The organism is Aeromonas sp. 602658 (assembly GCF_049173005.1).
GTDB lineage: Bacteria > Pseudomonadota > Gammaproteobacteria > Enterobacterales > Aeromonadaceae > Aeromonas > Aeromonas veronii_A.
The window spans coordinates 13,622-33,144 of sequence record NZ_JAAKRF010000032.1; the positions used below are offsets into that span (position 1 = coordinate 13,622).

At 59.8% G+C, this 19,523-nt stretch carries 17 protein-coding genes; 15 read left to right on the forward strand and 2 right to left on the reverse strand.

The window, feature by feature from the left end:
- Positions 1-34 precede the first annotated feature (34 nt).
- The 15 genes from atpG to G5253_RS16995 all read left to right on the forward strand — a co-directional run bounded on the left by atpG (position 35) and on the right by G5253_RS16995 (position 16,503).
- Positions 35-901, forward strand: a complete 867-nt coding sequence (gene atpG / locus G5253_RS16925; protein WP_041210471.1) for a F0F1 ATP synthase subunit gamma — start codon at positions 35-37, stop codon at positions 899-901.
- Between the two features lie 33 nt (positions 902-934).
- Positions 935-2,323, forward strand: a complete 1,389-nt coding sequence (atpD, locus tag G5253_RS16930; protein WP_026455856.1) for a F0F1 ATP synthase subunit beta — start codon at positions 935-937, stop codon at positions 2,321-2,323.
- Between the two features lie 18 nt (positions 2,324-2,341).
- Positions 2,342-2,770 (forward strand): F0F1 ATP synthase subunit epsilon, encoded by a 429-nt coding sequence (locus G5253_RS16935; RefSeq protein WP_005339345.1) that lies wholly within the window; start codon positions 2,342-2,344, stop codon positions 2,768-2,770.
- 93 nt (positions 2,771-2,863) lie between these two features.
- Positions 2,864-4,231, forward strand: coding sequence for a bifunctional UDP-N-acetylglucosamine diphosphorylase/glucosamine-1-phosphate N-acetyltransferase GlmU (gene glmU / locus G5253_RS16940; RefSeq protein WP_266135145.1), 1,368 nt, complete (start codon positions 2,864-2,866; stop codon positions 4,229-4,231).
- A 20-nt stretch (positions 4,232-4,251) separates the two neighbouring features.
- Positions 4,252-5,655, forward strand: coding sequence for an undecaprenyl-phosphate glucose phosphotransferase (locus G5253_RS16945; protein ID WP_266135144.1), 1,404 nt, complete (start codon positions 4,252-4,254; stop codon positions 5,653-5,655).
- The gene (locus tag G5253_RS16950) at positions 5,639-6,994 is read left to right on the forward strand and encodes an outer membrane beta-barrel protein (RefSeq protein WP_266135143.1); all 1,356 of its coding nucleotides are present in this window, start codon (positions 5,639-5,641) and stop codon (positions 6,992-6,994) included. Before G5253_RS16945 ends, G5253_RS16950 begins: the two co-directional genes overlap by 17 nt.
- Position 6,995: 1 nt before the next feature.
- Positions 6,996-7,535: a polysaccharide biosynthesis/export family protein gene (locus tag G5253_RS16955; protein WP_266135142.1), complete on the forward strand. Its 540-nt coding sequence runs from the start codon at positions 6,996-6,998 to the stop codon at positions 7,533-7,535.
- A gap of 15 nt (positions 7,536-7,550) precedes the next feature.
- On the forward strand, positions 7,551-9,692 hold the full coding sequence (locus G5253_RS16960) for a GumC family protein (protein WP_421203801.1): 2,142 nt from the start codon (positions 7,551-7,553) through the stop codon (positions 9,690-9,692).
- Positions 9,689-10,903 (forward strand): lipopolysaccharide biosynthesis protein, encoded by a 1,215-nt coding sequence (locus tag G5253_RS16965; RefSeq protein WP_266135140.1) that lies wholly within the window; start codon positions 9,689-9,691, stop codon positions 10,901-10,903. The genes G5253_RS16960 and G5253_RS16965 overlap by 4 nt, the downstream gene beginning before the upstream one ends.
- The gene (locus G5253_RS16970; protein WP_421203804.1) at positions 10,900-12,279 is read left to right on the forward strand and encodes a capsular biosynthesis protein; all 1,380 of its coding nucleotides are present in this window, start codon (positions 10,900-10,902) and stop codon (positions 12,277-12,279) included. The genes G5253_RS16965 and G5253_RS16970 overlap by 4 nt, the downstream gene beginning before the upstream one ends.
- The gene (locus G5253_RS16975) at positions 12,276-13,286 is read left to right on the forward strand and encodes a glycosyltransferase family 2 protein (protein WP_421203805.1); all 1,011 of its coding nucleotides are present in this window, start codon (positions 12,276-12,278) and stop codon (positions 13,284-13,286) included. The genes G5253_RS16970 and G5253_RS16975 overlap by 4 nt, the downstream gene beginning before the upstream one ends.
- A complete protein-coding gene (locus G5253_RS16980) occupies positions 13,283-14,497 on the forward strand; it encodes a glycosyltransferase family 4 protein (protein ID WP_421203808.1) in 1,215 nt (404 codons plus the stop codon). The genes G5253_RS16975 and G5253_RS16980 overlap by 4 nt, the downstream gene beginning before the upstream one ends.
- A complete protein-coding gene (locus G5253_RS16985; protein WP_421203809.1) occupies positions 14,494-14,985 on the forward strand; it encodes a serine acetyltransferase in 492 nt (163 codons plus the stop codon). The genes G5253_RS16980 and G5253_RS16985 overlap by 4 nt, the downstream gene beginning before the upstream one ends.
- The gene (locus G5253_RS16990; RefSeq protein ID WP_421203811.1) at positions 14,972-16,099 is read left to right on the forward strand and encodes a glycosyltransferase family 4 protein; all 1,128 of its coding nucleotides are present in this window, start codon (positions 14,972-14,974) and stop codon (positions 16,097-16,099) included. The genes G5253_RS16985 and G5253_RS16990 overlap by 14 nt, the downstream gene beginning before the upstream one ends.
- On the forward strand, positions 16,096-16,503 hold the full coding sequence (locus G5253_RS16995; RefSeq protein WP_033115229.1) for a hypothetical protein: 408 nt from the start codon (positions 16,096-16,098) through the stop codon (positions 16,501-16,503). Before G5253_RS16990 ends, G5253_RS16995 begins: the two co-directional genes overlap by 4 nt.
- 32 nt (positions 16,504-16,535) lie before the next feature.
- Here G5253_RS16995 and G5253_RS17000 read toward each other — a convergent pair whose 3' ends face one another.
- Together G5253_RS17000 and creD are read right to left on the reverse strand one after the other, a co-directional pair.
- Entirely contained in the window at positions 16,536-17,933 is a 1,398-nt protein-coding gene (locus G5253_RS17000) for a DUF4832 domain-containing protein (RefSeq protein ID WP_421203812.1), read from the reverse strand.
- 134 nt (positions 17,934-18,067) lie between these two features.
- A complete protein-coding gene (gene creD / locus G5253_RS17005) occupies positions 18,068-19,417 on the reverse strand; it encodes a cell envelope integrity protein CreD (RefSeq protein ID WP_421203814.1) in 1,350 nt (449 codons plus the stop codon).
- Positions 19,418-19,523: the final 106 nt, after the last annotated feature.

A 19,523-nucleotide genomic window follows, 5' to 3' on the forward strand; every position in this document is an offset into this window, starting at 1 on the left:
GGCAGCGCAAGCTGCCACCTGATGGAGAGAAGAGATGGCCGGCGCAAAAGAGATACGTAACAAGATCGGGAGTGTTAAAAACACTCAAAAGATCACCAGCGCTATGGAAATGGTGGCAGCAAGCAAGATGCGCCGTGCGCAGGATCGCATGTCTGCCAGCCGTCCGTACGCTGAAACCATGCGCAAGGTGATCGGCCATATCGCTCAGGGGAACCTGGAATACAAACACCCCTACCTCATCGAACGTGAGGTCAAGCGAGTGGGTTACATCGTCGTCTCCACCGACCGTGGCCTGTGTGGTGGTCTGAACATCAACCTGTTCAAGGCTGCCCTCAATGATATGAAGCAATGGAGCGCGAAAGGTGCCAAGGTTGACCTGGCTCTGATCGGCAACAAAGCCTCCAACTTCTTTGAACGGCACGGCGCCAAGGTGAAAGCTCACGTCGCAGGACTGGGCGATAACCCGAGCGTCAATGACCTGATTGGTTCAGTCAAGGTCATGCTGAAGGCTTACGACAACGGTGAGATTGACAAGCTGTATCTGGTGTACAACAAGTTCGTCAACACCATGGTGCAGCAACCACGGGTCGATCAACTGCTGCCTTTGCCCGTAACTGAAGACAGCAAGCTGGCCAAGAAACACCACTGGGATTACCTCTATGAGCCGGATCCCAAGAAGCTGCTGGATACCCTGCTGGTTCGCTATGTCGAATCTCAGGTCTACCAGGGTGTAGTGGAAAACTTGGCCAGTGAACAGGCAGCCCGAATGGTTGCCATGCAAGCCGCGACTGACAACGCCGGTAACCTGATTAACGATCTGCAACTGGTATACAACAAGGCCCGTCAGGCCAGTATTACCCAGGAGCTGACAGAGATCGTATCCGGTGCTGCTGCGGTGTAAGGCAAGGGTTATCAAAGGTTTAGAGGATTTGACATGAGTAACGGTTTCATCGTCCAAATCATCGGCGCTGTAGTGGACATCGAGTTCCCGCAGAATGCCGTGCCCCAGGTGTACGATGCACTGAAGGTCGTTAGCGAAGGTCAAGGCCAGGGTCTGGTGCTGGAAGTTCAGCAACAGATCGGTGGCGGCGTCGTTCGTTGCATCACCATGGGTTCCTCCGACGGTCTGCGTCGTGGGTTGGAAGTAATGAATAGCGGTAAATCCATCCAGGTTCCGGTCGGTACTGCGACACTGGGTCGGATCATGAACGTACTGGGCGAGCCAATCGACGAGAAAGGCCCGATCGGTGAAGAAGAGAGCTGGTCAATCCACCGTGAAGCCCCCAGCTACGAAGATCAGTCCAACAGCACCGAGCTGCTGGAGACCGGCATCAAGGTTATCGACCTGGTATGTCCGTTCGCCAAGGGTGGTAAGGTTGGTCTATTCGGTGGTGCCGGTGTAGGCAAAACCGTAAACATGATGGAGCTGATCCGTAACATCGCGATCGAGCACAGCGGTTACTCCGTGTTCGCCGGTGTAGGTGAGCGTACCCGTGAGGGTAACGACTTCTACCACGAGATGATGGAGTCCAACGTACTGGACAAAGTATCTCTGGTTTACGGTCAGATGAACGAGCCGCCCGGAAACCGTCTGCGCGTTGCGCTGACCGGCCTGACCATGGCCGAGAAGTTCCGTGACGAAGGTCGTGACGTGCTGTTCTTCGTGGACAACATCTACCGTTACACCCTGGCCGGTACCGAAGTATCCGCACTGCTGGGCCGTATGCCTTCCGCAGTAGGTTACCAGCCGACCCTGGCCGAGGAGATGGGTGTTCTGCAAGAACGTATCACCTCCACCAAGACCGGTTCCATCACCTCCGTACAGGCCGTTTACGTTCCTGCGGATGACTTGACTGACCCGTCTCCGGCGACCACCTTCGCCCACCTGGATGCGACCGTCGTACTGTCCCGTCAAATCGCGGCACTGGGTATCTACCCGGCCGTTGACCCGCTGGACTCTACCTCTCGTCAGCTGGATCCGCTGGTGGTTGGCAAAGAGCACTACGAGACCGCTCGTGGCGTTCAGACCGTACTGCAGCGCTACAAAGAGCTGAAGGACATCATCGCCATCCTGGGTATGGATGAACTGTCAGAAGAAGACAAACTGACCGTAGCCCGTGCCCGTAAGATCGAGCGTTTCCTGTCCCAGCCGTTCTTCGTTGCAGAAGTGTTTACCGGTTCTCCGGGTAAATACGTGCCGCTGAAAGAGACCATCCGTGGTTTCCAGGGCATCCTGAAAGGCGAGTATGACGATCTGCCCGAGCAGGCGTTCTACATGGTTGGCGGTATCGACGAAGTCGTCGAGAAATCCAAGAAACTGTAAGCCTCGACAGGAGGGCCCATGGCAGAGATGATCTCCTTTCACCTGGACGTGGTGAGCGCCGAAGGAAAACTGTTTTCCGGTCGCGTGCAATCCGCTCAGGTATCAGGCTCCGAAGGTGAGTTGGGTCTCCGCCACGGTCATGCTCCGTTGCTGACTGCCATCAAGCCGGGCCTGGTCCGCTTGGTGAAGCAGAATGGAACTGAAGAGGTGCTGTACATCTCCGGCGGTATGCTGGAAGTACAACCTGAATCCGTGACCGTGCTGGCGGACACCGCGATTCGTGCTGACGACTTGGATGAGGCGAAAGCCCAGGAAGCCAAGCGCGCAGCCGAAGAGCGGATCCACAGCTCCCATGGTGATATCGACTACGCCCAGGCCGCCACAGAGCTGGCCAAGGCGATGGCTCAACTGCGAGTCATCGATATCGTCAAAAAGAATTACCGCTAATAACGGTGATGTAAAAAGCGACCTTCGGGTCGCTTTTTTTTTACCCGTTGGATAGACTCCGCCGAGTATTTTTCATGTTCCAAAGGCCAATTTATGTCCCTCAACGTCGTGATCCTGGCTGCGGGTAAAGGTACCCGTATGCGCTCTTCCCTGCCCAAGGTACTGCACCCGGTAGCCAACAAACCCATGGTTTCCCATGTGATCGATACCGCTCGTCAGGTCGGTGCCGAGCAGCTGCATCTGGTCTATGGCCACGGTGCCGAGCTGCTGAAAGAGCGGATCGTGGCGGCTGATGTGAACTGGGTGCTGCAAGCTCAGCAGCTGGGAACTGGTCATGCCGTCGCCCAGGCCATCCCGTTCTGGAAGGATGAAGACGATGTGCTGGTGCTCTACGGCGATACCCCGCTGATCCAGCCCGAGACCCTGCAGCGCTTGCTCGCCGCCAAGGCTGAAAACGGGATGGCACTGCTGACCGTGGTGCTGGACAACCCCACCGGCTATGGCCGCATCGTCCGTGAAAATGGTCAGGTAGTCGGTATCGTCGAGCAGAAGGATGCCAATGCCGAACAGCTGGCCATTCGTGAGGTGAACACCGGCGTGCTGGTGGCCAATGGGGGCCAGTTGCGTCAATGGTTGTCTCGTCTCGACAACAAAAACGCCCAGGGCGAGTTCTATCTGACCGATGTGATCGCCATGGCTCACGGCGATAATTGCCCGATTGCCGCCGTTCATCCGGAGCGTGCCGCCGAGGTGGAAGGGGCCAACAATCGGGTGCAATTGGCTCATCTTGAGCGCAGCTATCAGCAGATGCAGGCCGAGAAACTGATGATTGCAGGTGCAACCATGATCGACCCCGCACGCTTTGATTTGCGTGGGGTTTTGGAAATTGGTGAAGAGGTTGTTATTGATGCAAACGTCATCATTGAGGGCAAGGTGACTCTCGGCAATCACGTTCGTATCGGAGCCGGTTGCGTACTGAAAGATTGTGTCATTGGCGATCACACCGAGGTGAAACCCTACTCGGTTATCGAGGGTGCACAGGTGGCAGATCAGTGCTCAGTGGGTCCGTTTACCCGCTTGCGTCCGGGGGCGGTTCTGGAGCAGGATGCGCACGTTGGCAACTTCGTCGAGATGAAGAAGGCCCGTCTGGGGGTTGGTTCCAAGTGCGGTCATCTGACCTATCTGGGTGATGCCGAGATCGGAGCCGGGGTGAATATCGGTGCCGGTACCATCACCTGCAACTACGACGGGGTCAACAAATTCCAGACCATCATCGAGGACGATGTGTTCGTCGGTTCTGATACCCAACTGGTAGCGCCTGTTCGCATCGGCAAGGGGGCCACCCTGGGGGCCGGCTCTACTATTACCAAGGACGTGGGTGAAAATGAACTCGTGATTACCCGGGTACCCCAGCGTCACATCAAGAACTGGGCTCGTCCGGTCAAGAAAACTGATAAGTGATATCAGTATGAAGGCGACCCATGAACAAGCGAATCATCAAGCTCGCAGACGCGAGCCACCGTCTGTTTTCCCGCTTTGTCGATCTGGTGGGAATTTCAGTCTCAATGGTGCTGCTCGCACGGCACTTTGGCTTGTTTCATGGGTTGGACGAGATGTCCCTGGTCACGCTGGGCATGGTGGTCTTCTTTCTGGTCTCCCAGAATACCGGGCTCTATTGCAGCCGGGTTCGTAAACATCTGGCGCAGTCTCTGCTGCGCCTCATCTTCTCCTGGTTGGTAACTGCTACCCTGCTCTACCTGCTGGTCTATCTGGTTCCCATCTTTAAACCCTACCACCCCTTCCCGCTGGAGCTGGCGGTGCTCTGGCTTGCCATGGCCTGCCTCATTTCCACCGGCTATCGGGTGTTGTACCGACTGGTGACCCTCTGGTTCAGCGATGCCTCCTGCTGTCGGCGTGTGGCCATCATTGGCGTAACTCCGGCCGGACTGGCGCTGGAAAAATCCCTGTGGGAGAGCCCGCGTCACGATATTCAGATGCTCGGATTTTTCGATGCCCGTAGCGAAGAGCGCTTCGGTTACCCGACTCGCAGTCCTCTGTTGGGTGATGTCGACGAGCTGCTCGAGCTGGCACGCAAAGGGCTGGTCGACGAAATCTATCTGGCGCTGCCTCTGACCGCCCGGGAGCGTATCAATCACTACCTCTACGAACTCTCCGACACCACGGTTAATACCTATCTGGTTCCCGATTTCTATGAGTACGGCCTGACCGTATCCCACATCGATCGGGTGGGCGATATCTATACCTTCAGCTTTTTCGATTCCCCGTTTGAAGGTGGCGCCGCCCTGCTCAAACGCATTGAAGATCTGGTGCTGGGTTCACTCATCCTGCTGCTCATCTCTCCGGTTATGGCGCTGGTGGCTCTCGGGGTGCGTCTCTCTTCCCCTGGACCCGTGCTCTTCAAGCAGGATCGCTACGGCCTGGGGGGGAAACGGATCCAGGTCTGGAAATTCCGCTCCATGCGCGTCATGGAGAATGATGCCGTGGTGACTCAGGCAACCAGAGGCGATCCCAGAGTGACGCCATTCGGTGCGTTTTTGCGTCGCACCTCGCTGGATGAGCTGCCGCAGTTTTTCAATGTGATTCAGGGCACCATGTCGATCGTGGGGCCACGTCCCCATGCCGTGGCGCACAACGAGCAGTACCGCTCACTGGTGGAGCGGTACATGCTGCGCCACAAGGTCAAACCGGGGATTACCGGGCTGGCCCAGATAAATGGATTTCGTGGTGAAACCGACACCCTCGACAAGATGGAGATGCGGGTCAAGTTCGATCTCAAGTACATCCAGTACTGGTCGCTCGGACTGGATTTCAAAGTCATTTTCCTGACTGTATTCAAGGGGTTTGTCGGTGCATCCGCTTACTAGCCTCGTTTGCGTCGGACTGCTGCTCTCCCCCTCTCTTTCAGTCCGTGCCGAGGTCACTCCCGTATCCCATCAGGGGCCGCTGGGTCTGGAGGTCCAGACCGAGATGGAGAGTCGTTATGGTCACGACAGCAACCTGCTGTGGCTGCGTGACAGTGGTCAGGCGATTGGCTCCGATTTCATCGGAATCACCCCGGAATTTCGCATGGTGGGCAAACGCGGCCTGGATCGCTATCAGTTCAGCTATCTGGGTGATTATCGTCGCTATGGCAGCAGCCATGCGGATGACTATGCCGATCACCAGTTCCAGTTTGACGGCAGCTGGCGCTTCTCCCTGCGCAACGCCTTCAAACTGATGTACCAGTATCGGCTGGGCCATGAGGCGCGTGGCGAGGGGCTGACCGAAGGCTTTATGTTGCAGGGAGATGCCTCTCCTTGTCCCAGCGACGCTGATAAGAAAGGTCGTGCGCTCTGTGGTGATGCCACATTCGGCAGATTTCAGATAAATGAGCCGTTGCGCTTCAAACGCAGCGAAGTGGGTGGCCGCTACAGTTACGGTGCACCCGATGCCAGAGGCAAGCTGGAGCTGGCGCTCTCCCACAAGGATCTGGGCTATCTCGACAAGCACCTCTACCAGCATGACTTTGAACGCTATATGGCCGAGCAGGAGTGGCAGGAGAACACCGCCATTGTCGAGCTGTTCGATCAGGTGAGCCATGTCAGCCGTTTTCGTTACACCCTGCAGACCAATCTGCGACGCTATCCGGCCAATCCGCGCAAGGATTCCGACGAATTTTTCCTCATCACCGGGGTGATGAGCCAGCTGACCGGCAAGACCCGGATCGATGCCAATATCGGCGGGATCTACAAGCGTTTCGTCAACGATCCGCAGGCAGAGAGTTTCAAAGGGCTGAACTGGGATCTACGTCTGGAGTGGCAACCGCTCGATTACAGCAAGCTCGCGCTGCTCTCCAGCCGGACCATTCGTGATCCGGGTGGTGACGGCGGCTATGTCAGCAGCCAGCTATATGGCGCCGAGTGGCAGCACCACTGGTCACCCGGAGTGGCGACCACGCTCTCTTATCACGATATCCGGGATGATTATCACCAGTCGGTGGTCTGTGGTAACGACAACCGCCACCGTCAGGACGACATCCATCGCTGGGGCATGGGCATCAGCTACGACATTCGTCCCTCCGTCAATCTGGGGCTCCACTACCAGCAGGCCGACTCCGGCTCCAGCTTTGCCGGGCAGCCCATCGACATCGGCGGCAATTGCTATGGCCGTGCCCTCGGTTACGACAAACAACAGCTTTCTCTTTCACTCAAGGTAGCCATTTAACATGAACAAAAGCGTGATGGTGCTTCTGCTTGGCTGGTTGTTCAGCCTGTCGGTCTGGGCTGGCCAGAGCCCGCAAGGCAACGATTCCGCCTACCGGCTGGCGCCGGGGGACGAGGTCGAAATCCGGGTGTATGGCGAGCCGGATCTGTCGATGAAGTTCAAGGTCGATACCAGTGGCCACGTCAATTACCCCTATCTGGGTCAGGTGTTGCTGATGGGCCATACCACCGCTGAGGTGGCCGAGCTGCTGACCAGAGGGCTCAAGCACGGCGTGCTGCTCGATCCCATGGTGACGGTCAACGTGACCACTTTCCGCCAGGTGTTTGTTGCTGGCGAGGTGGCTCACCCGGGGGGCTACGAATACCAGCCCGGCCTGACGGTGGAGAAGGCCGTCGCGCTGGCGGGTGGTTTCACCGATCGCGCCGCCAGACGGGATATCAGCCTGCGCCTCAATGGCTGCGATCAGTTGCTGGAAGAGGTGAGCCTGCAACGGCAGCTCAATCCCGGCGACATCATCATCATCGAACAAAGTTTCTTCTGATCCAGGACGCTCTTCATGACTTCATTGTTGGTTGAAAATGGCCGTGCGCTAGAGAGCCGCCTCGATTTCAGCGGCCCCTGGCGGGTGCTCAAGGCAAACTGGTGGAAGGTGGTATTGTTTGCCGCCGTGGTGACCCTGGCGGCAGCCCCCTTTATCCTCAGCATGCCGCCCTACTATCAATCCAGTGCGACCCTGCTGCTGAAGGCAGATGCCAACAGCGCTTCCCCTATCGAGCCCGTCTATCGGGTCGATACCAGCCGCCGCGAGTACTACAACACCCAGTTCGAGCTGCTCAAGTCACGCCGGGTGGCCGAGAAGGTGGTCACTCATCTGGGCTTGGCCGAGTTGCCGGAATTCAACGGGCAGCCCAATCCCGACAGCTGGTTTAGCCGCATCAAGGGATTCTGGAGTGCCGGACATCAGGAGGATGCCTCCTCACGCAACCAGCACGCAATGGAGTATCTGGCTAAACATCTTTCTATTTCGCCGGTGCGCGATACCCAGCTGGTCAGCATCGGGTTCGAATCCCGCTCTCCCGAGCTGGCCGCCAGCGTCGCCAATGAGGTGGCCCAGACCTACATCGATCTCAATGTGGAGGAGCGGGTCGATGCCAACACCACGGCATCGCACTGGAACCAGAGCCGGCTGGTGGAGATAAAGGCCAGTCTGGAGAAGCAAGAGAAGCAACTCGGCGATTTTCTTGCCCGCAATGATCTGCTGACGTTTCGCGGCGTAGATGGTCTGCAAACCGAAGAGCTCGGCATCATCACCAACAAGTACGCGGATGCCCGCGAGCGGCGGCTGGCGGCGCAGGCCGAATTCCAGTCCATTCAGGAGTACGGTCGCAATCCGGCGGCGCTGGCCTCCCTGCCCGAGGTCTCCAACCATCCCCAGATGCAGGATCTGCGCATCGCCCTCATCAAGGCCCAGCAGGAGCTCTCCGAGCTGGCCAAGCGTTATGGCCCCAAGCATGACCGTATTCTGCAGGCCGAAGCACGCATCAAGGCGCTCAATACCCAGTCAAACCAGCTGATGCGGGAGATTGCCGACGGTATCGAGGATCGCTACCAGAGCAGCCAGCGCAAGGAGCAGGAATACCTCGCCCAGCTTGACGAGAAGAAGCGGGAGTTCTCCTCGCTGGCAGTCAAGAAGGATGAGTACAACAACCTGAAGAACAATATCGACAAGACCCGTCAGCTTTATAACGAGCTGTTCCGCCGTCAGGAAGAGACCCGCCTGAACGCTCAGCTGCACGAGTCGAATGCCATCCTATACGATGCGGCATCGGTGCCCTTGTTGCCAGCCAAGCCAAACAAGATGCTCTTTCTGCTGATGGTGGTGATCGTGGCGGGCATGGTTGCCGTGCTGGTAGTCATCACTGCCGGAGCGCTGCGCAATACCCTGGATCGTCTGAGCCAGCTGGCCTCCCAGCTCGGTGGGCGGGTGCTTGGCGAAATCCCGCGGCTGGCTGCCCTGCAGGATCAGAGTGCCCTGCTGCGGGTGGGGGCGGTCAATCCCAGAGTGGGGGCCAGTGCCGATGACCTCTACGCCATCATGCGGCTGGAGCCGGGTAAGCTGCAGCGCATCATGATCACCTCGACCCGTGCTGGTGAGGGCAAGTCGACGCTGGCGGCTCTCTGTGCCGCCAGCTTTGCCCGCCATGAGCGAGTGCTGCTGGTGGATGGGGATCTGCGCCGGGGCTCCCTTGGTCGCCAGTTGCTGGGGCAGGCAGCCAGACCGGGGTTAGCCGAGCTGCTCGCAGGCGAAGCCGATTTGGCTGCCTGTCTGGTGCCTAAAGAGGGATTGACCCTGCTGCCGGCTGGCCAGCCGGTCTCCTCCCCGCTGGCACTGCTTGGCTCGCCACGCTGGAGCGAACTGCTGGTAACCCTTGCCGGGCAGTTTGACCGCATCATAGTGGACACCCCTGCGCTGGAAGTCGGCAAGGATGCCCTGCTGCTGGGGCAGCCGCTGGATGGTGCCATTCATGTGGTTCAGTCCGGCCAGCTGCCGGCCAGTCGGGTGCTGAGCGTGTTGGCACAGCTGCGGGATGCCAGAGTGGCGGTGTTGGGGACAGTGCTGACCCAGGTCTCCGAGCGCGATCTGGAAGGGGCAGAGAACCTGAGATTCTGTGGTGCACCCACCCGGGGTGCGCTATGAAACTGCTGCGCAGCATCACCACCATAGGTGGTGCTTCCGTGCTATCCCAGCTGATCGGGGCGTTCTCGGTCTGGTCACTGTCGCACAAGTTCGACATGGCTGCGGTCGGGCTCTATGCCCTCAGCTACAGTCTGGTGCTGATCGGTGCCCAGCTTGCCACCTTTGCCTCGCAACTGCTGTTGCCCAAGCTGGAGGAGACCGAGCTGCCCGGCAACCTGATCTTTTCCCTGTTGCTGGTCTGGCTGCTCCCCATCCCCTATGTGCTGGTGGTGGTCTGCTTTTTCTCGCTGTCGCTCTGGCCGCTCTACCTGCTGACCGTGACCCACGGGCTGATCCTCATCGCCGAGAATCTGGCCCTGCGGGCCGGCCACTACCAGCGGCTTGGTCTGCAGCGTATCTCGGCCTCCGCCGTGGTGCTGCTCTGTCTGCTGTTGGCCCCTGACATGGCGCACTTCTATCAGTTATGGGCCTGTCTGCTGCTGGTGGTGATCGGGGGCTGGTTGTGGTCTGCCTTTACCTGGCACAGTGCCATGCTGAGGGAGGCTGCCCCGCGCCACCTGCTGCACTTCTTCTCCCGCCATAAAGCGCATCTGGCTGGTGTCGGCAGTGCCGAGGTGCTGGCGATGGTGACGGCCAATCTGCCGACCGTGCTGATCAACTTCTGGTTTTCCCCTCTGGTGGCGGGCTACTTTGCCGTGGTCAACCGCTTCTGTCTGGCACCCGTGGTGATTGTCGGCAACGCCATCCGCCACTCCATCTTCTCGCGATGGTCGGAGGATTTTCGCCAGCGCCGTTTCAACGGGGAGGAGTTTCGCAAGGTGAAGCGGCTGCTGCTGGCGATGGGCAGTGCGGCCACCCTCGGGATCCTCATCTGCTATCCGCTGGTGATGAAGTGGTTCTTCAATGCGGAGTGGATCGCCTCCATCGATACCTCCCGCTACATGTTGCCCTATGTCTTTACTGCGGTGGCCATCTGCCCGCTGACCGTAATCGAGCTGGTGTTCGGCTCGCCCCGCTACTTTTTGCAGATCCAGCTTGAGCAGCTGCTGGTCGTAGTGATTGCCTTCGTGCTGTTGCCCTGGTTGCAGCAGGAGTACGAGCTCTGCGTGCTGGCCTTCTCTCTGCTGACTGCGGTGCGCTACGGCTTCGTCTTTTTGCGGGTCAACCGCCGGGCTGCCGAGTTGCAGGGGCGGATGGAGCTGCCCTCGTGAACAGTGCCCTCATCATGCAGGCCAATCTGCTGCTGTCGCTGGTGATCTGCGGCCTGGCCCAGTACGTCACCGGTATTACGGCCTTCCTCTGGCTGCCCTTCCTGCTGGCGATTGCCACCTTGATGTTGCTGCCGCTGCAGACGCGTTACAGCCCGTTGCGGCTCGACTATCAGGAGAAGGTGCTGCTGCTGCTCTACTGTGGCTTGCTGGTGCTGGCGCTGCTGGGCACCCTGCTTCAGCAGGGGGGCATGGTGACTATCATCGGTTTCAAGAACGAGCTGGCGCTCTCTCTGCTGCTTCCCTGCCTGTTGCTCGGCTTTTGCCGCGAGTCACAGATTTACCGCATCATGAAGCTGGTGGAGTGGGTCTTCTACCTGCAGATCCCGGTGGTGCTGTTTCAGGTGCTGGTGGTGGTGCCGAAGCGGGTGGCAATGCGCGGCGAGTTTGAGAAGTGGGACTCGGTGGTCGGCACCTTCGGGGGGGATCCCATGGGGGGCGGCAATACCGGTGCACTCGGCTTCTTCTGCCTGCTGGTGATGCTGATCAAGCTCTCCGAGTTTCGCCACGGCCTCATTTCGCGTCGTTCGGTCGCTTTTCACATTCTTGCCGCCTTTGCCATCTGCGTGCTGGCCGAGGTGAAGTTCGTCATCCTGTTGTCCCCCTTGCTGCTGGCCTGGGTCTGGCTCTCGCCAAGCTATGTCAGGGGGATGAAGAGCTATGACCTCAAGCGTCTGCTGCTGATTGCACTGGCGATGACGGCACTGGTAGCGGTGGCCGTTCTGGTGCTGGCTGCCTCCTACTCATCGGCGTTCGAGGGGGCCGGACAACAGGGGGCCATTGAGCTGTTTATCGACTCCCTCGGCTATATCTTCGATCCCAACCACATCAATCCGGAAACCGGCGAGCTGGGGCGGGTGACGACGCTCTTTTTCTGGGCCAGCAACGGTGATCACCACGGTCTCAGCAATCTGCTGTTTGGTTATGGCCTCAACACCACTAACCATGGCAGCACCCTGCCCGGTTTTCTCAACCCCCTGTTCAACGTGCTGCTCGACTCCACTTCCCTCAGCGTGTTGCTGTGGGAGGTGGGACTGATGGGCACCCTGATCTTCATCGCGCTGATCGTTCTGCTGCTCTGGTGCTGCCGTCCCCGACCGTTGCTGGATCGCCAGCTGCTGAGTGCGGCAGATGTGCGTCTGCTCAGCTACCAACCCGCTTTCATCGCGTTCGGGATCGCCTGCCTGCTGAGTTTGCCTTACAGCCAGCTGCTGATGCTGATCCCGGTACAGCAGTTCCTCTTCTATTTCGTGCTGGGTGCCGCCCTGGTGATCCGTTCTTCGGTTCGGCAGGCCACCAGCTCTTGTGAGGTGTCATGACTCCATCCCCCCTTATCTCCGTCATCATCAAGACCTACAACGAGGAGGCAGGGATTGCCGACACCATAGCAAGCATCAGGAGCGCTCTGGCCGACTATTCCCACCAGATTATCGTGGCGGACAGTCTCTCGACCGACCGCACCCAGGCGATTGCCTGCCAGCTGGGGGGGACTGTGGTGAGCCTGACCGACCCGGCCGATCGCTGTTGCGGCGTGGGGCCACAGCTTGGCTACCTCTTCAGCGAAGGGGAGTTCCTGCTGCTGCTCGATGGCGATATGAAGCTGGAGCCGGAGTTTGTGCCGGCCGCCCTTGCGCACATGCACTCCCACCCCGAATGCGGTGGCGTGGCCGGGCGGGCCGAGATGGATGATGCCCACAGCTATGAGTTCAAGTCGCGCAAGCAGCGCATCAACCAGATCTATCCGCTGGGCGATTCGCGCTGGCTGTGTGGTGGCGGCCTGTTTCGACGCAGCGCCATCGAGCAGATCGGCTATCTCACCAATCGCAACCTGCACGGTTACGAAGAGGCGGAGCTGGGTATCCGGCTGCGTCAGGCGGGCTATCGGCTGGAGCGGCTCGATGTCCCCTTCTTCTTTCACACCTCCCACACCATGGACTCCCTTGCCCTGATCCGTTACCGCTGGCGCATGGGGTATCTGTTTGCCAGCGGCGAGCTGGTGCGCTCGGCGTGGGGGCAGCCCTATTTTCGCGAGGTGCTGTCGGTGATCCGCTCCGAGCTGCTGTTCGGACTCTACCTGCTGACACTCCTGTTCTGCGTGCTGCTTTTCGTAGCCGGACTGCCGTTCTGGTTGCCGTTGCTGGCACTGACACCGCTGGGTGGCTTCATCGCTCTCAAGTGGTTGAAGAACCGCTCCCTGCAAGATGCCCTGCGCAGTGTCATGAACCTCTCCATCTATGCAGCCGGGCTGGTGCGCGGCCTGCTGTTGCCCCAGCGCTCTGCGCGCGAGGCGCCCGCCCATCGTCTGATCCAGGAGTCATTGCCGTGAAGGTGCTCTTTGCCAACAAGTTCTTTTTCATGAAGGGGGGGGCCGAGACAGTCCTCTTTCAGGAGCGGGAGATGGTGCGTCAGGCGGGTCATCAGGTGATCGACTTTGCCATGCAGCATCCGGATAACCTCCCCTCGCCCCAGAGTGGCTACTTTCCGGCCAACGTCGATTATCACCAGCGGCACGGGCTCTTCGATCGGCTGAAGATCGCCGTTCGCTTCATCCACAATCAGGAGGCCTGTGATCGGCTGGCGGAGCTTATCCGTGCAGAGCGGCCCGATATCGTTCACTTTCACAACATCTACCACCAGCTCACCCCGGCGATCATCCGGGTGGCCAAATCCCTGGGCTGCAAGACGGTGCTGACAGCCCACGACTACAAGGTGGCCTGTCCCAATTACAGCATGCTGGTCGATGGCGAGCCGTTCGATCTGACCCGGATCGAGGGTTCCTGGCTCAAGCTGTTTCGCCATCAGTGGCAGGAGGGGTCGTGGGGCAAGAGCCTGCTGCTCTCTGCCGAGGCGGCCTGGCAGCAGTGGCGTCGCAACTACGAGCAGGTTGATGCATTGGTTGCGCCGAGCGCCTTCATGGCCGGGATGCTTCGCACCCGGCTGCCTGCTTCCCGCATCGAGGTGATCCTCAATGGTATCGATGTCGAGTCGAGCCGCGAAAGTGGAGAGGATCGTGGGTACTTTCTGTTCCTCGGGCGCCTGATGGCCGAGAAAGGGGTCGAGACGCTTGCCCGTGCCCATCAGCGCATGACGCGGCCGGCGGGTCTCAAAATTGTGGGCGGTGGCCCGCTGCAGGCGCACCTCGGGCAGCATTATCCCAATGCCGAACTGCTGGGGTTCAAGCAGGGGGAAGCGTTGCTCGATCTGCTGCGTCACGCCAAGGCAGTGGTGGTGCCGTCCGAGTGGTACGAGAACTGCTCCATGTCGGTACTGGAGGCGATGGCCTATGGCAAACCGGTGATCGGGGCTCGAATTGGCGGGATTCCGGAGCAGATCCGCGACGGTTTCGATGGCTTGCTGTTCGAGGCGGGTAATGCCGACGAGCTGGCCCGCTGCATGGATAGGCTGGTGGCCGAGCCGGAGCAGACGGCGGCCATGGGGCGTTCGGCCCGTCAGCGGCTGATCGACAGTTACTCCCTCGCTAGCCACCAACAAGCCCTGCTGGCGCTCTACCAGTCGTTGCTGGAGGAGCAGAGATGAGCTTCTGGCACGAGTTGAAAGCCGAACTGGCGCTCAATCCGAGCAAGACGGCGCGCCTGTTCCTGCTCTGCTACCGGCTGGCACAGGGAGGCCGCTTTATGAGGCTGCCCTGCTTGTTGCTGCTCAAGGTATTCAAGCTGCTGTGCGGCCTCGATATCTCGCCAAGAGCCCGGCTGGGTTGGGGCCTGCGCCTCTATCACCCGCAGAATATCGTCATCGGTGACGGCGTGCAGATGGGGCGTGACTGCATCCTGCGCCACAACTGCACCCTGGGCAACAAGCCTGATCGCCAAAGCGGCCAGCTTCTCTCGCCCAGCGTGGGGGACGGGGTCGAGTTCGGCACCGGCGCCATCGTTATCGGGGCCATCGCCATTGGTGATCATGTCTGTGTCGGTGCCGGCGCCGTCGTTACTCGTTCCGTCCCGGCTCGCGCCGTTGTTGCGGGCAATCCCGCCAGAATCATTCGAGAAGATCATGAAGCAGATTAGTGTGACCGTGCTCGGTACCCGTGGGATCCCCCATGTACTGGGCGGTGTCGAAACCCATTGTCAGTCCCTCTACCCGGAGCTGCACCGCCAGTTCGAAGTGGCGGCGACCGTGCTGGCTCGTGCCCCCTATGTGAATTACCGAAGCGGCGAGTTTGAAGGGGTGGCTCTCGAGGCGTTGCCCGCCCCCAAAAAGAAGTCGCTGGAGGCAATCCTCCACTCTCTGCTCGCGGTTTTTTACTGCCGCAGCCATGCCTGCGATCTGGTGCATGTCCATGCCATCGGCCCGGGGCTGGTGGTGCCGCTGCTGAGGTTGCTTGGCAAGCGGGTGGTCTTTACCCATCACGGTCCCGACTATGACCGCCAGAAGTGGGGGGCGCTGGCCAAGTGGGTGTTGCGTCTTGGCGAGCGCTGGGCGGTACGTTATGCCAGTGAGGTGATCGTCATCTCCGAAGTGATCAACGAGGCCATCCGCCGACAGTACGATCGCCAGGATGCCCACCTCATCTACAACGGGGTGAAACGGGTCGAGCTGCCTGCAGTGGACAAGAGGGAACTGACGCTGGCCCGTTTCGGACTGACCGCTGGCAGCTATCTGGTGGCGGTGGGCCGCTTCGTCGAAGAGAAGGGGCTGCACGATCTCATCGCCGCCTACCGCCAGCTCGATACCGAGATGCCGCTGGTACTGGTGGGGGATACGGATCACCCAACCCCCTACAGCGAGCACTTGCAGCGGATAGCGGATGAAACACCAGGGGTGATCCGTACCGGTTTCCTCAATGGCGAGGCGCTGATCAGCGTCTTTTCACAGGCGGCCCTGTTTGCCATGCCCTCTTATCACGAGGGGCTGCCGATCGCCCTGCTGGAGGCGCTCTCCTTCTCCCTGCCGGTGGTGGTGAGCGACATTCCCGCCAATCTGGCGGTGGCGCTGCAACAGGAGTGTTATTTTCCGGTCGGCGATGTGAGTGCGCTGGCTGAGCGACTCAACACCCAGTTGACTCGCGGCAAGGTCGATTACAGCGACTATCTGCAGCGGTATGACTGGCAGCGGATCGCTGGCCAGACCATGGCGGTCTACCGCAAGGCTCTGGGCATACCCGCAGGAGAAAACCAATGAGCCAATTACCGCAGAAACCGCAGGGGGCGATCGACCGCTTCTACCGTGCTCTCTCCCCCGAGGTGGCCGAGAGCCTGAGTGAAACTCAGCGCGACGGTATCGAGCAGGCGCTGCGGCTGATGAGTGATGGCAAGTCACACGCCATCAACGTCAACAGCGCCTTCGGCATCGGTCGCTGGCGCTGCTATCTGGTGGTGTTGATGGGACGGGATCGCCGTCATCGCGGGCGGGAAAGCGGCTTTCGCTTTCACCTCAAGGTGCTGCTGACTACCCTGCTGTTGCTTCTGGGGATCTGCGGCATGGTGCTGCTGCTCTATCTGGTGAAGTCGGCCCTTGGCATCGACATCTTCAAGCACTTCTCGTTCGGGGTGTGGGATCTGTTCAAAAAGAGCGTGCTGATGTGATGAAAGAGGGCTCCTGCGGGAGCCCTCTTGCGTTACTGGATGTCGATCTCGGCCAGACGATACCAGCCACTCTCTTCCAGGCCTGCAATACCGAGCTGCAGTGCGGGCTGCTTGTCCTGACCGATGAAGGCCAGCTCGAGATAGTAGTGACCGCGTGCCATCCGGCCCGGTAGAGTCAGGCTGTCGCGAGTGGTAGCCTTGCTGCCCGGGATCCAGCGGGTCATGTCGTTGCGGGTCACCAGCATGGCGCCGACCAGGCCTTCCTCGTTGACCAGCCGGTAGGTGAGCGGCCAGTTGCGATAGGCCGGCGCTACCCCGTCGTTGTGCCAGTCGCCGTTGAGGGTAAGGGTAGCCCCCGGCTTCATGGTTCCCTTGAGGGTCAGCTGGTCCAGCACGATGCGATAGCCCATCTTGCGCAGAGCATTGTCGACGATGGGTCGATATTGGGGTGGAACCGGATCCGACTTGAGATTGATGGTGGAGGCGTGTTGGGCCAGCGCCCAGTCAAAGGTGGCCTTGACCTCCTCCATGGTGTACTGCTGCTGGCCTGGCCACTCGCTCAGCTTGCCGCACACCTCGAAACTGACCGGAGCCCTCTGCCAGCTGGAATCGAAGTTCGCCACATCGGCGCGGGCGCTCGCCAGTCGTTCCGGGTAGGCATTGCGCATGTGGCTCCAGTTTTGGGAGAAGTGGTGCCAGTCGCCGAGGCAGTCTGCCCGCCAGCCGGCTCCCTTGCCCACGGCATACTCGAACATGGGCAGGTTGTTGATCAGCATCAGCTTGGGGGTTCGCGGAAAAGCGGCCATCTGCAGGTCAACATAGGGTTTGAGCTGCTCGCTGCTGTAGCGCTGCTCCAGCGTCGGACCGGGGAAGTTGCTCATGTGCCACTCTCCCCATGAACCTATCATGCCGATGTCGACATGACTCAGCGCCGGGTTGCCATCGTAATGGGCGCCCAGCGCCTGAAACAGCCGGGTGGCACTGGCGAGGAACTGCGGGTCGCTGTAGTCGGGCACAAAGGTCTGGTGGTTGTTCACCCACTCTCCCCGAATCCCCTTGTTGATGAGCCACTCCGGGATCTTGCTGCCAGAGAAGGGCTCATCAAGGGTCATGACCCTGAGGGCGATCGACTGTTTCGGGGTGGCGTGCTGTGCCTGATCGATGGCCCTGTCGATCAGGGCAAAGTTGTATTCGCCCTCCCGTGGCTCCAGCTCGCTCCAGTAGAAGCGGAAGTAGTCGACCGTGCTGACCGGATGTTCAGCCAGAGAGAGGGGATGACCCCAGCTGTTGTGAAACTCTTCGATACCGACGCCGGGATTGTGCAAGAGGTCTTCGACCGGTTCGGGATGAATGGTGAGGGTACCGGCCAGAGCTCCCTGAGCCCATAGCAAGCCGGAATAGAGCAGGATCCTGCCCGGATGCATTTTCATGTGATCGTCCGCCTGTGGAACATGGTTGCATGCTAGGAAATTGGCGGACAAAGGCCCAGCCGGTTCCGCTTTTTTCGAGAAGAACCGACTGAAGCCTTTGTTGTCTAGGTCAGAGATTGACGGAGGTTGTGCCCTCAGTCGTCATTGTCATGTCCGGCTGGGCGGGACTCGACACTCTGTTGCCCCATCACCTGATACCAGTCGAGCTTGCGGGTCAGCATCATGATCAGCGCCAGGGTGGCGAACAGCAGCAGGGCGCCGAGCAGCAGAGCTATCTCTTCGGCCTGCAGCAGGCTGTAGAGGATGGCATAGACCAGCCCGAGCAGCGCAGCAAAGCCGATCCCCTGCTTCGGGCCACCCAGCACATGACTGAGGTAGAAGCCGTTGAGCAGCACGCTGGCCAGCGCGGCCACCAGATAGGCCCAGCCAAAGCCGAGGTGTTCGGTCAGGGCCAGTAGCACCAGATAGAAGATGGCCAGCCCCATGCCCACCAGCGCGTACTGGATCGGGTGGACCCGCAGCCCCTTGAGCAGTTCGAACATGAAGAAGCTGATAAAGGTGAGGCCGATGAAGAGCAGGGCATATTTGGCCGCCCGCTCGTTGAGCTGATAGTGATCCACCGGTTGCACCAGACTGACGCTGAAGGTGGGCAACACGTCCTCCCCGCCGTTCATCGCCCGGTTGAAGCGGCTCTCCATATCGGTGGCGAACCAGCTGGTCTGCCAGCTGGCGCTGAACCCCTCCTGATTGAGGCTGCGACTGGTCGGCAGGAAGTCGCCGATAAAGTTGGGGTGGGGCCAGTTGCCCGCCAGCTGCAGGGTGCTCTCCTTGCCCAGCGGGACTATGTCGAGGGCGTTCATCCCCTGTAGATTGAGCTCCAGATGGAAGGTGCCATCCTGCTGCGGCAGGCTGTCGAGAGGAGCATGGATCCCGGCCAGGGTGCTGCCGAGGCGGGCTCCCGGAGCAAAGGGGGTGCGCTGCTTGCCGAGCTGCAACTCGGGCACGCTGTTGATGCCGCGGGCATCGGAGAGCACCAGACTCAGGTAGGGTTTGCCTGCCACCAGCTCGTCATCCCCGGCGAGCGGCGCGCTCTCTTGTAGTTGAGCGGCTGTCGGCAAACGGCCGGAGAGGGAGAGCCGGGTCTGATAGACCTGCGCCTGATAGATGCCGAGTTTGCGCGGGGTCACCTCCATGGTGGCCTGCACGTCGAGCTGTTCCGGCAGCAGGTAGCGATAGGTCTGCTCCTGACGGACGAAGCGCTTGCCATCCTGCTCGACCGTCACCGAACGGGTATAGGGCTGCACGATAACCGGCCCCATCAGCCGTTGCGGGCCACTGCTGCTGGCCATGATGCTCTGGATCGCCTGATTGCGGTAAATCTGCCGCTCCCGGTTGAGCTCCATGATGGATTGCACCGGTACCATCAGCAGCAGGCTGAGCAACAGCAGCAGAAAGATCTTGTGGGTGAATATCTGTTTGACCATGACACGTCTCCTTGTTCTGTGGAGCGAGTCTGTCAGTCCGGCGTGAAGTGGTGATGGGCTTGTGTGAAGTGGCTGTGAACTGAGCAAAACGGCGCCATCAGGCGCC

What these genes read in the sequence shown, in the direction of transcription:
- atpG (WP_041210471.1), top strand. Translation starts at nt 35, where the DNA reads ATGGCCGGCGCAAAAGAGATACGTAACAAGATCGGGAGTGTTAAAAAC.
- atpD (WP_026455856.1), top strand. Translation starts at nt 935, where the DNA reads ATGAGTAACGGTTTCATCGTCCAAATCATCGGCGCTGTAGTGGACATC.
- G5253_RS16935 (WP_005339345.1), top strand. Translation starts at nt 2,342, where the DNA reads ATGGCAGAGATGATCTCCTTTCACCTGGACGTGGTGAGCGCCGAAGGA.
- glmU (WP_266135145.1), top strand. Translation starts at nt 2,864, where the DNA reads ATGTCCCTCAACGTCGTGATCCTGGCTGCGGGTAAAGGTACCCGTATG.
- G5253_RS16945 (WP_266135144.1), top strand. Translation starts at nt 4,252, where the DNA reads ATGAACAAGCGAATCATCAAGCTCGCAGACGCGAGCCACCGTCTGTTT.
- G5253_RS16955 (WP_266135142.1), top strand. Translation starts at nt 6,996, where the DNA reads ATGAACAAAAGCGTGATGGTGCTTCTGCTTGGCTGGTTGTTCAGCCTG.
- G5253_RS16960 (WP_421203801.1), top strand. Translation starts at nt 7,551, where the DNA reads ATGACTTCATTGTTGGTTGAAAATGGCCGTGCGCTAGAGAGCCGCCTC.
- G5253_RS16965 (WP_266135140.1), top strand. Translation starts at nt 9,689, where the DNA reads ATGAAACTGCTGCGCAGCATCACCACCATAGGTGGTGCTTCCGTGCTA.
- G5253_RS16975 (WP_421203805.1), top strand. Translation starts at nt 12,276, where the DNA reads ATGACTCCATCCCCCCTTATCTCCGTCATCATCAAGACCTACAACGAG.
- G5253_RS16985 (WP_421203809.1), top strand. Translation starts at nt 14,494, where the DNA reads ATGAGCTTCTGGCACGAGTTGAAAGCCGAACTGGCGCTCAATCCGAGC.
- G5253_RS16990 (WP_421203811.1), top strand. Translation starts at nt 14,972, where the DNA reads ATGAAGCAGATTAGTGTGACCGTGCTCGGTACCCGTGGGATCCCCCAT.
- G5253_RS16995 (WP_033115229.1), top strand. Translation starts at nt 16,096, where the DNA reads ATGAGCCAATTACCGCAGAAACCGCAGGGGGCGATCGACCGCTTCTAC.
- G5253_RS17000 (WP_421203812.1), bottom strand. Translation starts at nt 17,933, where the DNA reads ATGAAAATGCATCCGGGCAGGATCCTGCTCTATTCCGGCTTGCTATGG.
- creD (WP_421203814.1), bottom strand. Translation starts at nt 19,417, where the DNA reads ATGGTCAAACAGATATTCACCCACAAGATCTTTCTGCTGCTGTTGCTC.